General features: G+C 71.8%; 1 protein-coding gene (cut by a window edge). It reads left to right on the top strand.

The genetic code is table 11. The features are described 5' to 3' along the window. Positions 1–18488: the 3' portion of a beta-sandwich domain-containing protein gene (locus G6O54_RS27695; protein ID WP_165230739.1), read on the top strand. Its footprint begins 9133 nt before the window's first position; 18488 of the gene's 27621 nt are visible here — the last part of the coding sequence; the start codon falls outside the window, past its left edge; it ends in the stop codon at positions 18486–18488.

Genomic DNA, 18488 nt, shown 5'->3' with positions numbered 1-18488 from the left:
CGTCGGTCTCGACCTCCGGCCCCCTCTCCGTGGCGGGCAACGTCCAGGCCGCCGGGGACCTGGCCCTCAGCACGTCGATGGGCAACCCGGCCGGGTCGGCGCTGACCGTCCAGGCCGGCGTCCGGGTCGTGAGCACGACCGGCGGCGTCGCCCTGCAATCCGCGGACAACCTCACCCTCCAGCCCGGCAGCGTGGTCTCCGCGGCCGGCGCGATCACCGTGACGGGTGACACCAGCAAGGTCGGCGGCGCCGCGATCACCACCAGCGCCACGATCGGCGGCAGCTCGACTTTGTTCCGGGTCAACGGCAACGGCGACCAGGTCGTCCTCCACGTCATCCCGACGTCCCCCACGACCGCCACCGGGGCCGGGGCCGGGGACACCCTCCAGGTCGACGGCACCTCATCGTCGGACTCCTTCACGGTCGCCCCGTCCCAGGTGAGGCTCAACGGGACACCCGTCAGCTACGGCGGGTTCGCGTCGCTGTCGCTGCTGGGCCTGGGGGGCACGAACACGTTCTCGGTGGACGCGGACACGACCGCGAGGGTCCTGATCGACCAGGGCGGCAACGCCTCGGACCGGATCACGGTGACCGAATCGACCACGGCGGCCCGCACCCTGCTGGTCCGCAACGTCTCGGCCATGCCCGGGTTCGTGGGCGAGGTGGCCGGCACGAAGCTGTGGCTGGACTTCGGCCAGGTCGCCGGCCTGAGCCTCGTCGGCGGGGGGGGCAACGACACGGTCTTCGTGCACGGCACGTCGGTGCCCACGACGCTCCAGACCGGCACCGGCAACGTCACGGTCAACGTCGGCGGATTCCCCACGACGGCCCTGGCGTCGAGCTCGGCGGACCCCGCGGGCTCGGCCGCCCGCCTCGACCAGATCCTCGCCCCGCTGACGATCGTCGGGGGGGCCGGCGCGAACGCCCTGATCATCGACGACGCGAACGACGTCAGCCCCCGCTCCAACATCGTCCTGGACGCCGGCTCCGTGGCCGGCCTCGGGAATGCCGGCTCGATCTCCTTCACCGGGATCCGGACGGAGTCGATCAACCTGGGCGGGCTCGGGAACACCCTGAACATCGAGGGGACGGTCTCCGGCTCCGGGTCGTCGCTGACCGTCAACGCCGGCACGTCCGACGTCATCCGGGTCGACGGCGCCTCGGCCTCGCAGGCGACCATCCAGGGCGGCTCGGCCTCCCGCGGGAACCGGGTCGTCTTCAACGGGGCCCAGTCGAGCCAGGCAATCACCGCGACCCTGAGCGGCTCGGCCGGCACGTCCCAGCTCGGCGGGTTCGGGCCGGCGATCACGTCCACGTTCAACCTGTCCGGCCTCGCCGAGGCCGACCTCAACCTCGGCGACGTGAGCAGCACCCTGAACATCGGCCTCGCCGACCCGGGCATGGCGCTGGTGATCTCCGGCGGGGCCGGCAACGACACGGTCAACGTCACCCGGCTCGGCGCGTCGACCACGATCGACGGGCACGGCGGGACGAACACCGTCGCCGTCAACCTCTCGGGCAAGGATCCGGCGAACTCGCAGTTCGCCAACCTCGCGAGCTACCTGCACGTCGCCAACGTCGCCAACCTGATCGTGGACGACACCGGCTATGCGGGGGCCGTCGCCTGGGTGGCCGCCGACGGGACGCTCTCCGGGAACGGCCGGGCGATCGTCTCGCTGGACGGCGCCAGCCAGGTCCAGGTCAAGGGCGGCTCGGGGAGCAACGGGCTGACCGTCGCGGAGACCGCCAGCTCCGTGGATGCCACCCTGGACACCAGCGACGTCGCCGTCCGGACCGGCAAGGTCGTCCTGATCGCGGGCTCGGTGGATTCGTCCTACTATGACCCCGGGCAGGCCGTCAACTTCGACGGATTGATCAGCCAGTCCACGACCGGCGGCACGTACACCGAGTCGGGCGTGAGCGTGACGACGACCGGCAAACTCACCCTCGACAACACGATCAGCCCGTCGCTCGCGGCCGCCGCGGGCGACACGCTAACGATCACGACCGCCAACGCCGGGCTGGCCCTCTACCAGCTCAACCTGGCCAACACCGGGTCGGCCCCCCAGACGGTCACCTTCACGGCCCCGATCCTCCACAGCACGCAGACGGCCACCTTCACCTACACCGTGCCGGCCACGGGCGGATTCACGACGATCCAGTTCCCGAGCACGTTCTGGGCCGTCTCCCAGGTGAAGTTCACGGCGCCCGCCTCGCTCCGGCTCGACGGCATCGTCACCGGCATACCGATGGTGGCGGCCACCCCGGAGGTCTCGGCGCCCACGGCCCCGGGGGTCCGGGCGACGAACGGCATGTCCGTCCAGTTCAACACCGACACGCTGACGGTCAGCACCAGCTACCCGCTCGTCGCCAACCTCTCCACCGCCTACAACCGGACGGGCATCTACAGGGACGGTGCCACGTTCTCGTCCACCGGCGGGCTCGACGGCGGGGGCACGGCCTATTCCGGCAACCTCCTGGGGTCGAGCGTGACCTGGAGCGACACGCCCTTCTTCATCGGCGCCGCCGGCTCGGGCGACGTGGTCATGGCGAGCGGTCAGGCCATCAGCCTGCCGCAGCTCCAGACCTCCGCGATCCGGATCCTCGGGACCGCGATCAACGGCAACCAGCAGAATCAGGCCCTGGTTGTGACCTACACGGACGGGACGACCCAGACCTTCACGCAGAGCTTCAGCGACTGGCTCACGCCCGGCAGCTACGCCGGCGAGTCGGTCGCCGTCTCCATGCCGTACCGCGACCTCGCCGCCGGGACCAGGGACAACCGGACCTTCAACCTCTACGGCTACAGCCTCTCGACGGATCCGACCCGGGTCGTCAAGAGCATCACCCTGCCCAACAACAGCAAGGTGATGATCCTGGCGATCTCGACGGTGGCCCGGTCCACGTACGACGCCCCGGCCGAGGTGGACCTGTCGAGCTCCTACAACCGGATGGGGCTGGTCGCCAACGGCAGCACCTTCGGGTCGACCGAGGGCATCAACGGCAACGGCGTGGCCCTCTCCGCGAACCTGATCGGCGCATCGAGGACCTGGAACAACTCGCCCTTCGCCCTGGGGGCCGCCAACCAGAACAACGTGATCTCGGCCGCCGGCCAGACGGTCACCCTGCCCACGGGGCAGTTCTCGGCCCTGAACTTCCTCGTCACCGCGTCCGGCACGAACCAGCCCAATCAGGTCTTCACCGTCCGCTACACCGACGGGACGACCCAGGTCTTCACCGAGAGCATCAGCTATCGGCTCACGCCCCAGAACTACTCCGGCGAGTCGACCGCCCTGGCGATGTCGTACCAGCTCAACGCCGACGGGACGCAGAGATCCCAGGCGGCCTACCTGTACGGCCACAGCCTGGCCCTGAACCCGGCCAAGACCGTGCAGAGCATCACCCTGCCGACCAACGGCAACGTCGAGGTCGTGGCGATGACCCTCGTCTCGCCGCCGGCGACGACGGCCCAGGGCGAGGTCGATCTGGCGGGCAGCTTCAACCGGACGGGCATCGTCACCGACGGCAGCACCTTCTCCTCCACGGGCGGCCTGGACAACGGCGGCAACGCGTATTCCGCCAACCTGCTCTCGAGCCTCGTCCTCCCCAACTCGCTCCCGTTCAAATTCGGGACGGCCGGGAGCAACGTGGTGGCCGCCGCCGGCCAGACGATCGCCCTGAACGCGGGCCAGGCCGCCTCGCTGGACATCCTCGCGGCCGCGGTCAACGGCAATCAGGCGGGCCAGACGTTCACGGTCCGCTACAGCGACGGCTCCACCCAGACCTACACCCAGAGCATCAGCGATTGGGCCACGCCGCAGAACTACTCCGGCGAAGTCACCGTCGGCATGGCCTACCGGGACAGGTATGACGGGACGAAGGTCGTCAGCACGATCAACGTGTACTACTACAGCCTGAAGCTCGACCCCTCCAAGACCGTGGTGAGCGTCACGCTGCCCAGCAACGCGAGCGTCCAGATCCTGGCGATGACGGAGACGGACTACGTGCCGGCGTCCATCGGCGTGTCGCGGGGGACGTTCAACGGGACGCCCTACATGGCCTACACGGCCGAGGGGATCTCGTACTTCCGCTTCCAGGGCGACCTGGTCATCCCCGGCAACTCGACCGTGACGGCGACGGGCCGCAGCGCCCTGGCGCTGTCCGCGGCCAACGACGTCAATATCGGGGCGAATGTCACCTTCAACGTCTCGGCGGTCGGGACGACCGCCGGCGCCGGCGGCGGCCTGGGGACGGCCGGCGGGGCGGGTTCGACGGCCGTCGGGAGCGGCGGCGCGGGCGGGACGGGCACCGGCGGCGCCGGAGGGGCCGGGGGGACCGCCGGCAGGAACTTCGGCAACGACGGCACGCCCGGCAACGTGGGGAGCGGGCAGGGAGGCAGCGCGGGGGCCTACGGCTCGTCGGGCGCGGCCGGTTCGGGCGACACCTCGGCCGTGAACAACGCCTCGGGCGGCGGCACGGGCGGCACGGCCGGCGTGGGGGGCCAGCCCGGCGGCGGCGGGTCGCAGGGGAACTCGGTCTCCGGCGGCATCCCGGGCGGGGGCGGCACGGCCAACGTCCTCCAGAACATCCACGGGGGTAGCGGCGGCTCCGGCTCCAACGGCAACGGCGGCTCGACGGGCGCCGCGGCCAACGGCGGCGACCCGGGGACGGCGGGCACGGCGGGATCGAACTCGTCGACGGGCCTGCTCCTCAGCGGCGGCGGGGCCGGCGGCTCCGGCGGCGGCGGCGGGGCCGGCGGCGGCGGCGGCGGCGGCGGCAGCGGGAGCGGCGGCGGCGGCGGCGGCGGCGGCGGGGGCGTCTCGGAGACGTTCGCGGGGACGACCTGGTCGTCGAACGGCGGGGCCGGCGGGAACGGCGGGGCCGGCGGCACGGGGGGCACCGGCGGCAGCGGCGGCGCGGGCGGGTCCGGCGGGGCCGGCGGGGCCGGCGCCGGGGCCATCGCCATCATGGCCGGCGGCAACGTGATCGTCGCCGGCGGATCGAGCTTCCTCGCCCAGGGCGGCAGCGGGACCGGCGGTGCCGCGGGGGCCGCGGCCGGCGCCGCAGCGGCCGGGGCGAGCGGCCAGGCCGGGGCCGCCGGGGCGAGCGGCCAGTCCAGGACGAACTCGACCGGTGGCTCCATCGTGGGCGGCACCGGCGGCTCGGGGGGCAGCGGCGGGAGCGGCGGGGCCGGCGGGGCCGGCGGGAGCGGCGGGGCCGGCGGTTCGGGTGCCGGCGGGGCCGGCGGGACCGTCGAACTCTACGGCTCGGTGGTCACCGCCTCCGGCGCCAGCGTCTCCGCGCAGGGCGGTGCCGGCGGGGCCGGCTCGCAGGCCGGCGGCGGCGGCCGCCTGATCGTCGGCTCCAACGACAACGGCGCCAGCACCCCCGGCTCGATCGCCGGGGCCACGACCGAGACCTACACCGGCTCCGTCGGCCCCAACCCGTACATCGACTCCGGGTTCGGCGGCGCCGTCGGGAGCTACTACAACTCCACGAATTGGACCGGCACGCCCGTCACCCGCTACGACGACGCCGTCGACTTCAACTGGGGGAAGGCCTCGCCGGCGGCGGGCGTCAGCAGCACCGGTTACAGCGTCCGGTGGACCGGCACGATCCACATCGGCCCCGCGGGCGTCTACACCTTCCGGGCGATCACCAACGGCACCGCCAAGCTCTACATCGGCGGCACCCTTGTCATCGACCACACGTCGAATCAGGGCTTCGGTGTCGTGGACCAGGGATCGCTGGACCTGTCCGGCCTCGGCAGCGACTACTATATGTCGTTCGAGTTCGACACGAGCTACTCCGGGAGCAGCGGAGGGGCCGGGGCCCAGTTGCTCTGGACCACGCCGGCCCAACCCGGGTCGCTGGCCACGATCCCCACGTCCCAGCTCCGCCCCAACCTGGTCCCGTCTCGGGACGGCGTCCTCGGCAACATGGACGCCGCCGCCGTCCCGTCCCAGGGCCTGCTCGGGACCTACTACGCCAACAGCTACGACTTCACCGGCGCGACCGTCTCGCGCGTCGACAGCACGGTGAATTTCAACTGGACCAACACGACGCCCATCGCCGGCGTCGGCGCCACCCGGTTCAACGTCCGATGGACGGGCCAGGTCCGGGCCCCGCAGACCGGGACCTACACGTTCGGCGCCAACACCGACGACGGGGTGCGCCTCTGGGTCAACGGCCAGTTGCTCATCGACGACTGGAACGATCGCCCGCTCGGGACGATCGACCATGGCTCGATCACGCTCCAGGCCGGCCAGTGGTACGACATCCGGCTCGACTTCTTCCAGGGTCAGGGCGGCTCGGGCGCCGGGCTCTACTGGAGCGGGCCCGGGGTCAACGGGACCGACGTCCTCATCCCCTCGTCGGCACTCCGGCCGGAGTCCTCGGAGGACCTCACGCCGGTCCTGCCCGGCCCGGCGCCGACGACGCTCGGCCCGGCGGGCGGCGCCGACATCTACGGCATCTTCCACGGCGGATACGACGCCCTGAATGCCGTGCCCACCATCGCGCCGTACCTCAGCGGGGCCAACGTCCCGAAGGGAGCCGCCGCGGCGGTGATCCGCCTGAGCACCCCGCCGGCCGGCTTCACCCGCGGCTTCGCGGGCTACGACCTGGTCCTCTACGTCAACCTCACCGACAGCACGCTGGCCGACCCGCAACTGGGGATCGGCCTCGTCCCCGGGAGGACGGGGTTCCTCACGAGCCTCCTGCAGGGAGGTGCCCTCAGCAGCCCGACCTTCGGCGGCACCGGCGCCGTCCCGATCACCGGCCTGGCGGGCCACGCCGTGTGGGCCACCTGGGTGCCCAAGAACGGCAACGCGGCCTACTCCGTGAACGCCGCGTTCGCGGGCGACACCGCCCCGCTCTCGGGCGCCTCGCTGGCCGGCGGAGGAATCTCGGCCGTCTACATCGGCGGGCTGTCGACCGCCGGGGTCTCCGGCCAGGCCCTCTCCGGCCTGCAGTCGCTGGCGGTCTCTCCCGACGGCCGGAACGTGTACGCGGTCAACACCGCGGACAACACCCTGGTGGTGGCCAACGCGTCCGACCTCTACCAGCGGCAATCCTTCCAGTCGGGCGTCGGCGCGGTGCCGGCCAACGGGCTGACGGGCGTGACCTCGGTCGCCGTCTCCGCCAACGGATCCTACGTCTACACCGCGGGCGTCGGCGCGGTCGCGGTGTTCCAGCGCGACGCGGCCACCGGGAACCTCACGTACAAGGCCGCCGTCCAGCCGAAGACGTCGAGCAACGTGAGCCTGGTCCTGACGTCGATCCTGCCGAGCGGCGTCAGCCAGCGCCTCTATGCGATCGCCCAGGGCAAGGGGGTGGCCGTGGCGACGCTGAGCACGACGACGGGCAGCCCGGGCAACTTCACGCTGGCCTCGCCCGACGGGCTGACCGGCTTCACGAGCCTGGCGGAGAGCGGCGACGGCTCGGCCCTCTTCGCGGTCAGCGGCAACACCCTGGAGGTGCTCAACTCGAGCACGCTCGCGAAGAGGACGAGCCTGTCGGGCTCGTCCTTCGGCCTGGCCTCGATGGCCGGCGTGGCCGTGAGCGGCACGTTCGTCTACGTGACGGACCCGGCCGGCGGCTCGCTCGCCGTCTTCCGGTACAACTCCTCCACCGGCGCCCTGACCGGGGTGGACGTGCTGACCGAGGGCGTCAACGGCATCCGCGGCCTGACAGGGGCCAGCGCGGTGGCCGCCTCGGCGGCCGGCGACTATGTCTTCGTCGCGAGCCAGTCCCAGAACTCGGTCACCTCCTTCACCCGGAACGCGACGACCGGCGACCTGACGCTCGCCGAGGTCGTCCGGAATCGGCCGGGCCTCGATCAGCCCTCCGGGCTCGCCGTCGCGCCGTCCTCGGCGGCCGTCAACCCGGGCGAGGTCTACGTGGCCTCGCTGGCGGGCCTGGGCCTCGACCACGGCGGCCTGGCCTCGTTCGCGGTCTCCAACGCGTCCACGGCCGTGCCGCGGAGCTACGACGTCGGCTACTCCGGCATCCAGACCCTGGCGGTGACGACCGGCTCCAGCGACAACACCATCAGCCAGGTGCACGCGGCCAATGCCGGCACCGTCAACATCGCGACGGGCTCGGGCGCGAACACGATCAACCTGACCGACGTGTCGACGCGGACCACGGTGACCACCGGCGACGGCAGCAATCGCATCACGGCCCGGGTCGCCACCGTCGGCAACGGCCAGTCGCTGGCCATCACGACCGGGGCCGGCAGCGACTACGTCTGGCTGACCGGCGCGGCCGCCGGCGGCTCGGTGAACGTCAACCTCGGCGCCGGCAATGACACGGCCCAGGTCAGCGGCACGGGCATCGCGGCCACGGCCGGCGTCCTCCTCGACGGCGGGGCCGGCGTCAATACGCTGCTCTTCGACGCGAGCGGCCAGGCCATCACGCCCGCCAACCCGACGATCCCCTCGGGGACGATCGGCATCAACCAGCCGCAGTATGCCAGCATCACCTACAACAACTTCGGGAACGTCCCGGGCTTCTCCGGCCCGACGGTCCACATCACCAGCGACTCGGGCACCTACCCCGCCACGTACGGGATCAGCGAGGGCCAGGGCCTCTCCCTCTACGCCGTCGCCACCCCGGCCACCAACTCCACGGTCGACCCGAATCAGGTCGGATGGGACCTCAACGGGGACGGCTCGTTCGGCGACGCCGTCGGCCTGACCCCGACCGTGAGCTGGGCTACCCTCAAGTCGCTGGGGCTCAACGTCGCCGGGACCTACACGATCGCGGTCCGCGTGCCGAGCGGCTCGGCCGTGGCGGTCGACTACACGACGCTGACGATCGCCTACACGCCCCCGACGGTCACCCTCCAGGCCGCATCGACGGCCACGGCGGGCGTGCCGTTCACGATCCGATTCTCCGCCGCCGGGCCCGGCGACGACCCGATCCCGGGCTACACCGTCATCTGGGGAGACGGCACCACGGACGTCCTGGACAGCAGCGTCTCCGCCGACACCCACACCTACGCGACCGCCGGCAACTACACGATCCAGGTCCGCGTCACGAACACCACGTCCGTCGCCCAGGCCCCGGTCGCCGTCCAGCTCGGCGCGGCGTCGGTGGGGGCCGGCGGCCCCTACACGATCTCGCAGGGCAGCGGCCTGACCCTCTCGGCCACGGCCGTCGGCTCGCCCACCAGCTACACCTGGACGGTCAACGGCGTCGCCGTGGGCTCGGGGAGCTCCGCCACGAAGTCCCTGACCTGGAACCAGCTCAATGCCCTGTCCTCGCCCGTCGACGCGCCGAAGACCTACAACGTGCAGGTGAGCGTCTACTACGCCGCCTTCAACCAGACCCTCGCCGCGTCGTCGACCCTCACCGTCCTGGACACGCCCCCGACCGCGAGCCTCTCCGCCCCGGCCAGCGTCCCCGTCGGCGGCACGGCCACCGTGAGCTTCCTCAGCCCGGCGGATCCCTCCCCGGCCGACACCGCCGCCGGATTCCTCTACAGCTTCGACTTCGGCAACACCGGCACGTTCTCCGTCGTCAACAGCACGTCCCCGACCGCATCGATCCCGGCGGCCCTCCTGGCCAATCCGGGCGTCGTGGTCGTCCGCGGCCGGATCGCCGATCAGTACGGGGCCTACGGGCCCGACCTGATCGCCGCCGTGACGGTCGCGAATGTGGCCCCCACGCTCGCCTCCGCCGCCCCCCAGGCCGTCCTCCAGGGGGACCTGCTGACCCTGCCCGCCGTGACGTTCAGCAGCCCCGGCTACAACACGACCTACGGGACCGAGACGATCACCGGCGTCATCAACTGGGGCGACGGGACGACCAGCGTCGGCACGATCACCCCGGGGGCCCCGACGGTCGGGACGATCGGCGGCAGCCACACGTACCAGGCTGCGGGGTCGTTCACGGCAACCATCACCGTGACCGACAACTACGGGGGCTCGGCCTCGCGGAGCTTCGGCGTGACCGTCGCGGCCGTGCCGATCCCGATCTACGCGGGACCGGACGTGACGCTCAACGAGGGCGACACGCTCGACCTCAGCCCCGTCGACCCGGGGGCCCGCGTGCCCGTCCTGTTCACCGGCGGCGCCGCGTCGGGCGTCCACACGGCCACGATCAACTGGGGTGACGGCACCGGCACCGTCGCCGTCCCCGCCTCCGACATCCGGGAGCCCGCCTCTCCGGGGGCGTATGGCTCGGTCTCGGGCCGCCATGCCTACGGGGCCCCGGGCACCTACCTCGTCACCGTCACCGTCGGCGACGGGGTGACCAGCGCATCCGGCTCCTTCAACGTCAACGCGCTCGCCGTCGCACCGACCATCGCCCTGCCGGCGACCGCCGACGGCCTGGAGGGCAGCTCGTTCACCCTCTCCGGCCGGATCACCAACCCCGGCTTCCGGTTCGGGACCGGGGCCGAGGCCTTGCAGTCCGCCACCATCGACTGGGGCGACGGGGCGATCAGCCCGGTGGCGGTCACCTGGTCCGCAGGCAGCCCCGGCGTGCCGTCGCTGGCCCTGATCTCGTCGAACCACACCTACGCCGACGTCGGGACCTACGCCGCGACCCTGACGATCGTCGGCGCCGACGGGTCGCAGCAGTCGGCGACGACGATGGTCTCCGTCGCGAACGCCGCCCCGGTCCTCATCTCGGCCCCCTCGGACCGGGTCATCGATCAGGGCGACACGACCTCGATCGCGGCGGCCTTCGGCGACCCCGGCCTGCTGGATGGCCACACCGCGACGGTGGACTGGGGCGACGGGACGTCGACCACCTTCGACCGGAACTCGACGTACACCGACGGCCAGGGGCGGCAGGTGCCGCTCCTCACGGAGCCGACCTTCGCCTCCCCCGGCGGGATCGCCGTGAGTCACACCTACTCGCTCTCCGGCAGCTTCACGGCGACCCTGACGGTCGTCGACAACCACGGCGGCTCGGTCTCGGCCCCCTTCCGGGTCGCGGTGAGGGACGTCGCCCCGCCGGCCGCGAGCATCGACCCCTTGCCGGTCTACACCACGACACCCGCCATCGCCCTGAGCTGGACCGGCTCGGACAACGCGGGCGGCTCGGGCATCGCCTCCTACGACATCTACGTCTCGGACAACGGCGGGGCCTTCATGCCCTTCCTGACCGGCACCGCCTCGACCGCCGCGACCTTCGCCGGCCAGCCCGGACACACCTACGGCTTCTACGCCGTGGCCACCGACGGGGCCGGGAATCGCCAGGCGGCCCCCACCTCGGCCCAGGCGGCGACCAAGATCGTGGCGAGCCCGCCGACCAGCTCCGTCGGGGCCCTGCCGGCGACGGTCGTCACGCCGAGCTTCTCCCTCACCTGGTCGGGCTCGGGCACCCCGGGCGTCGCGTCGTATGACGTCTATGTGTCGGTCGACGGCGGGGCCTTCACGCCCTTCCTGCTGGCCACCACCCAGACCTCGGCGATCTTCGACGGGGCCACGGGCCACAGCTACGGGTTCTACAGCGTCGCGTCCGATACGGGCGGCAATCGCCAGGTGACGCCGGCCGGCGCCCAGGCGAGCACCAGCGTCGTGGCCCCGGTCAGCATCTCGGCCTCGGCGCCGCAGGTGGTCTTCGGCCAGTCGTTCGACGTGACGGTCACGGTCACCGCCGGCTCGGCCAACCCCGTGCCCGGCGGCCAGGTGACGCTCAGCGAGGGCGGGGTCCCCCTGGGGACGGCCGACCTGGTCGGCGGAGTCGCCACGTTCAGCGGGATCTCCAGCATCCCGCTCGGAGTCGGCGACGCCACCCTGCTCGCGACCTACTCCGGCAGCGGCAGCAACCCGAGCAACTCCGCCACCGTGGTCGAGTCGGTGACGCCGGCCGGCACGACGACCGCGCTGTCCGCGTCGGACACGAGCGTCCCGGCGGGCACGGCCGTCACGCTGACCGCCGTCGTCACGCCCGACGTCCCCGGGTTCTCGGCGTCGGGCCGCATCCTCTTCTACGACGGCACCACCCCCGTGGCCGACCTGGCGGTCGACGCCGGGGGCTCCGCGACGTTCACGACCGGCTCGCTGATCGCCGGCGGCCACACCCTCACGGCGGTCTTCACGAGCGGCGACGGCCGCTTCCTCGGCAGCACCTCCTCGAGTGTCTCGGTCGTCGTGACGTTCGCCGGCACCCCGTCGTCGGGCGGCGTCACGCTCTTCATGCCAACAGACATCCAGGCGAAGCCGGGCGCGACGGTGACCGTGCCCGTGGAGCTGCTCGTGACCGATCCCGGAAGCCTCTCCGCAGGGCTCGGCCGATTCGCGATCCCGATCGGCTTCGATCCGAGCATCCTCACCAATCCGACGGTGTCCCTCGGCTCGTACCTCTCCAATCTCGGCAACCTCGTGGCCGCCAGCGCTCCGTTCACCGTCTCGGTCGACGCGACGAACCCCGGCGAGCTGATCATCACGGGAGCCTCGGCGCAGGGGACCCTCGGGATCCAGGCCGGCACCCTGGTCGAGGTCGCGACCCTGACGTTCACCGTGGCCGGGAACGCCCCCTACGGGCCGACCGTGCTCAACCTCCAGGGCGACTTCGGCGGCACCGCGTTGGCCCTGGTGGACAGCGACGGCCTGGCCGTCTCGCCGGTCCCGGCCGTGACCGATGCCCCGACGGACGCCTCCGACGGCGTGGTCACCATCCCCAGCAGCGCACCGAGGCTATCTTGGGACAACCCGGCGAGCCTCGTCTACGGGACGCCGCTGGGCGCCGCCCAGCTCAACGCGACGGCCAGCGTGCCCGGGACCTTCGCCTACACGCCGGCCGCCGGGACGATCCTGGGCGCCGGCCAGCGGACCCTCTCGGTGACCTTCACGCCGCTGGACACGGCCACCTACAGCTCGGTCACCTCCACCGTGCAAGTCGTGGTGACCGCGGCCACGCCCGCCGTCAGCGTGCGGGCCGCGGGTGGGACGTACTCGGGCTCCCCCTTCGTCGCCTCGGCGACGGTGGCCGGGATCGACGGGATCGCGGCCGGCAGCCTCGAGGGCGTGGGCGTCACGCTGACCTACTACTCGGGCGGCTCGGCCGTGGGCCAGCCGCTGCCAGGCGCCCCGACCGCCGCCGGGACCTATACGGTGGTCGCGACCTTCGCAGGGAGCGCGAACTACAACTCGGCGAGCGGCCAGGCGACCTTCACGATCAGCCGCGCCACGCCGACGGTCACCTGGGCCAATCCGGCCGCCATCGTCTACGGGACGCCGCTGAGCGCCGCCCAGCTCGACGCCGCGACGACCCTGGCGGGGACCTTCACCTACACGCCGGCCGCCGGCACGGTCCTCCGGGCGGGCACCGGCCAGGTGCTGTCGGTGACCTTCGTGCCGAACGACACGACCGATTACGAGTCGGTCACCGCCACGGTGGCGATCGATGTCCTGAAGGCGACGCCGACCATCGCGTGGGATAACCCGGCGGACATCGTCTACGGGACGGCCCTGGGCGCCGCCCAGCTCGACGCGACGGCTTCCTGGACGGTCGGGGGCGTATCGCAGGGGGTCGCCGGGACCTTCACCTACACGCCGGCCGCCGGGACGATCCTCCATGCCGGCGCCGGCCAGACGCTCTCGGTCACCTTCACGCCCAGCGATACGACGAACTATCGGCCCACCGCCGCCACGGCGACGATCAACGTGGAAAAAGCCATCCCGACCATCACGTGGCCCGCACCGGCGGGCATCGTCTACGGGACGGCCCTGGGCACCGCGCAATTCAACGCGACGGCCTCCTGGACGGTCGGGGGCATGACGCAGGGGGTCGCCGGCATCTTCACCTATTCGCCGGGTCCCGGAACGGTCCTCGGCATCGGCGACGACCAGACACTCTCGGTGACCTTCACCCCGTCCAACGACAGCGACTACACCGCGGCGGCGGCGACGACGACGATCAACGTCGCCGAGGCGATGCCGAACGTGAACGTCGCCCCACTCCACCTGACCTACGGGACGGCCCTGGGCGATTCGCTGCTGTCCGGCTCGGCCAGTTGGACGGTCGGCGGCTCGACGTTGGCCGTGCCGGGCACCTTCCGCTTCACCTCCGCCGCCGGCGCCGTCCTCCACGCCGGGGCGGGCCAGATCGAGTCGGTGACCTTCGTCCCCGACGACGCGGCCGACTACGCGAGTGTCGACACCACCGTCACCATCGACGTCTCCCAGGCCAGCCCCTCGGTGGGCGTCGCCCCGCTCCACCTGAGCTACGGGACCGCCCTGGGCGACTCGCTGCTGTCCGGCTCGGCCAGTTGGACGGTCGGCGGCTCGACGTTGGCCGTGCCGGGCACCTTCCGCTTCACCTCCGCCGCCGGCGCCGTCCTCCACGCCGGGGCGGGCCAGGTGGCGGCGGTGACCTTCGTCCCCGACGACGCGGCCGACTTCGCGAGCGTCGACACCACCGTCACCATCGACGTCTCCCAGGCCAGCCCCTCGGTGAACGTCGCCCCGCTCCACCTGACCTACGGGACCGCCCTGAGCAATTCGCTGCTGTCCGGCTCGGCGGCCTGGGTCGTGGCGGGCACCGGCGTGGCCGTGCCGGGAACCTTCCGCTTCACCTCCGCCGCCGGCGCCGTCCTCCACGCCGGCGCAGGTCAGATCGAGTCGGTGACCTTCGTCCCCGACGACGCGGCCGACTTCGCGAGCGTCGACACCACCGTCACCATCGACGTCTCCCAGGCCAGCCCCTCGGTGGGCGTCGCCCCGCTCCACCTGACCTACGGGACGGCACTGGGCGACTCGCTGCTGTCCGGCTCGGCGGCCTGGGTCGTGGCGGGCACCGGCGTGGCCGTGCCGGGCACCTTCCGCTTCACCTCCGCCGCCGGCGCCGTCCTCCACGCCGGGGCGGGCCAGATCGAGTCGGTGACCTTCGTCCCCGACGACGCGGCCGACTACGCGAGCGTCGACACCACCGTCACCATCGACGTGGCGCGAGCAACGCCGACTATCAACTGGGCAGCCCCGACGGCCATCGTCTATGGGACGGCCCTGGGCGCGGCCCAATTGAATGCGACCTCCTCCTGGACGGTCGGCGGGGCGCTCGGAGGCGTTGCGGGTACGTTCGATTATACCCCTGGCTCCGGGACCATCCTCCACGCAGGTGTCGGCCAGTCGCTGTCCGTCTCCTTCTCCCCCGCCGACTCGGACGACTACACGTCCGTCGTGGCGACCAGGACCATCGATGTCCTGCGGGCCACGCCGACGATCGTCTGGAATCAGCCGGCGAGCATCGTCTATGGCACGCCGCTCGGCGATGCCGCGCTCAACGCCTCCACGACCTGGACGGTTGGCGGGACCGCCGGGGCCGTCGCCGGGACCTTCGTCTACACGCCCGGCACCGGGACGATCCTGGACGCCGGGAGCGGCCAGGTCCTGTCCGTGCACTTCGTCCCGAGCAACCCCATCGACTTCGCCGATGCTTCGGGCACGGCGACGATCGACGTCCTCGCGGCCCCGCTGACCGTCACCGCGTCGGCCGCCTCGCGACCCTACGGGGCGGCGAATCCGCAGTTCATCGGGACGATCGCCGGGCTGGTGAATCATGACGCGATCACGGCGACCTTCTCGTCGGCGGCAGGCTCCGCCACTCCGGCCGGCGTCTACGGCCCCGGATCACCCTATGCCATCGTACCGACCCTGATCGACCCGGCCGGGCGGCTGGCCAACTACAGCGTCAACATCGTCGCCGGCACCCTCACGATCGGCCAGGTCCAGACGACCACCACGGGCACGACCTCGGCGAGCACCTCCAACTTCGGCCAGGCACTCACGCTCTCGGCCGCGGTCGCGGCGAACTCCCCGACGTCGGGCACCCCGGGGGGCTCCGTCGACTTCTATGACCTGAGCACGGCCAACGACCTGGGCAGTGTCGCCCTCGTGGGGGGCGGAGCCTCCCTCACGCTCAGCACGCTCCCTGTGGGCCAGCACACCATCCAGGTCACCTATTCGGGCGACAACAACTTCATCTCCAGCCTCGGGACGATCACCGAGTCGGTGGTCGTCTCGATCTACGTGCTCAACAGCTCGACCTCGCTGCCGACCATCACGGGTTCCCTCTACCTGAGCGGCAACGCGGGCATCAACATCCCCGGCCGGGTGGTCGTCAACTCGCCGCTGTCGCAGGCGATCACGCTGACCGGCAGCTCCCAGCTCATCGCCTCGAGCGTTCAGGTCGTCGGAGGGGTGAGCCGCTCGGGCGCGGCCACGATCAGCCCGACGCTGAGGACGGGGATCACGCCCGTGCCGGACCCGCTCGCCGGCATGGTCGCTCCGGCCGTGGACGGGACTCGCACATCGGTCAACTTGACCGGGGGGTCGTTGACCATCAATCCGGGCGTCTACAGCCAGATCAAGGTGTCCGGGACAGCGAGCCTCACGCTCAACCCGGGCATCTACGTGATCGCCGGCGGCGGCCTCTCGGTGACCAACTCCGCGAGCCTGACCGGCGCCGGCGTGCTGATCTACAATACCGGATCGAACGGCACCGGAAGGGGCCCCTATGGCAGCATCACCTTCAACACGAGCGGCAATGTCCGCCTCTCTCCGGCCTCGACCGGGGCCTACGCCGGCGTGCTGATCTTCCAGGACCGGGCCAGCACCAACGTCCTCACATTCGGAGGGAGCGCCGCTCAGCAATTCAGCGGCATCATCTACGCACCGGCGGCGCTCCTGTCGGTCAGCGGATCGGTGAAGCTCAATGACGCGATCGTCGTGGACCGCCTCCAGGCCAGCGGCACCTCGGTCGCGAACGCCCTTTCGCTGGCCGTGCCCGACGGGACGGTCGCGTTCTCCCCGTCGCAGGTCCGCTCGGCGTACGGCCTGGATGCCGTATCCTGGGATGGCACCGGCCAGACGATCGCGATTGTCACGGCATACGACGCTCCCAAGATCCTGGAGGCGCTCGACGCCTTCGACGCACAATTCAGCCTCACGACGTCCGGGCCGACCCTCCTGGAACAGTACGGGCCCGCGGGGTCGTTCCTGACGGTCCTCAACCAGCGGGGCCGGACCGATGCTCCGCCGGCGACCGACCCGAGCGGTCCGGGGGCGTCGAACTGGGCAACGGAGGCGGCTCTGGACCTCGAATGGGCCCACGCCATCGCGCCCGGCGCACGCCTTCTCCTGGTCGAGGCGGACAATCAGTCCCTGCCCAACATGATGGCGAGCGTGGCCATCGCCGCGGCCCAGCCCGGCGTCACGAGCGTGTCCATGAGCTGGGGCTTCACGGAATCCCTCATGATCTCCCAGGAGGAGGAGGCCGCCTACGAGGCCATCTTCAAGGTGGCGGGCGTGACCTTCCTGGCCAGCACCGGCGACAACGGGGCGGCGAATCCGGAGTATCCGGCCTTCTCGCCCAACGTCGTGGCGGTCGGCGGGACCCGGCTGGAGATCGGGCCGGACGGCAAGTACATCGGGGAGACAGGCTGGGGCGACGACCTGGCGTCGACGGGCTCGCCGGTCGGCTCGGGAGGCGGACTCAGCCTGTATCAGCCCGAGCCGGCCTACCAGACCGCGGTCCAGTCCACCGGCAGGCGGAGCACGCCCGATGTCTCCATGATCGCCGACCCCGCCACGGGCGTCTGGATGGCCGATCCCTACAATCTGTCGGAAGAGAACCCGTTCCAGGTCGTCGGCGGCACGAGCCTCGCGGCCCCCACCTGGTCCGCCCTGATCGCCGTCGTCAACGGGGCACGCGTCGCATCCGGGCTGCCGGTCCTCAACAGCGAGCGCCCATCCGAGACGCTGGAGGCGATCTACGCTCTGCCCGCGGCCGACTATCACCCCGTCTCCGCCGGGTCGAACGGATACAGGGCGACGGCCGGCTATGACCTCGTGACCGGCCTCGGGTCGCCCGTGGCCGAGCGGCTGGTGCCCGATCTCGCCTCGTACCGGGGCGCCGCCACTCAGTACGAGGGCCCGAAGGTCGGCCCTCTGGAGGATGCCTCCCTGGCATCCGGCTGGTCGCTGGAGGACTTCCGGAACGCCGCGCTGAGCATCTTCGCAGCCAGGTCGGCCCGGCACGACGGGGCGGCGATCGGGACCGGGACCGGACGCAGCAGCGTCGAGAGCGTTGACCTGGGCGGCCGCACGGCGTGGTCGAACCCAACGCTCCACGCGGCGGCCTCGCCGACTCACCGGGAGGCCGGGCCGCTCCCGATCAACCTGACGAGCTTCGCGGCGATGGCCACAGGAACGGAAGCCATCCCGACGATGGCCCTCTCCGCATCGGCCATCGACGCCGCACTCTCCTCCCCCAGCGAACGCGCCATCGGGGGTGGGTCCACGGCTGTTCCTCCCCGGTCGACGCTGATCACCTCCAGGTCGCCGAAGCGGATCATCGCCGCGGGGTCCGCCCGAGCCGAGTCGGTCCGTATCATCTGGACACAGGCGAATGAGGAAGCCTCCCAGCTCGATGGCTCGGTCGTCGGGCAATTGTTCCACGACGAGGCGAACGACTGGTGGGCCATCCCTGGCTTCTCGAAGAGGCGCCCCCGACGCCGCGATGGCTGA

It is taken from the genome of Aquisphaera insulae (assembly GCF_011064615.1).
In the GTDB taxonomy this organism is placed as follows: domain Bacteria; phylum Planctomycetota; class Planctomycetia; order Isosphaerales; family Isosphaeraceae; genus Aquisphaera; species Aquisphaera insulae.
The sequence above is the reverse complement of the archived record's forward strand: the minus strand, read 5'-3'. Positions and strand labels throughout refer to the sequence as shown.